1 protein-coding gene is annotated in these 204 nt (G+C 53.9%); it reads left to right on the forward strand.

Going from position 1 to position 204, the window contains the following annotated elements; genetic code table 11:
* The coding region (locus tag QMX93_RS31010; protein ID WP_282359367.1) for a hypothetical protein at window positions 1-204 on the forward strand (204 nt) is incomplete at both ends.

Here is a 204-nt window from a genome sequence, read left to right on the forward strand (position 1 = left end):
AGCCTCACAGCCAAAGGTGTTTACGGCAGTAATCCAGTATCAGCAGCACGAACCTTTACCGTGGCTTATGCGCTGGTTCCGGCGATTACTTCGGTGAAAGATTCCAAAGGCATCGACATCCCTCAAAACGGCACGACAGTCGACACTAGCGTGACGCTCACGGGCACAGGCACGGCGAACCGTGAGGTGGATATTTTTGATGGC

Source organism: Pseudomonas sp. PS01303 (assembly GCF_029959385.1).
Lineage (GTDB): Bacteria > Pseudomonadota > Gammaproteobacteria > Pseudomonadales > Pseudomonadaceae > Aquipseudomonas > Aquipseudomonas rustica.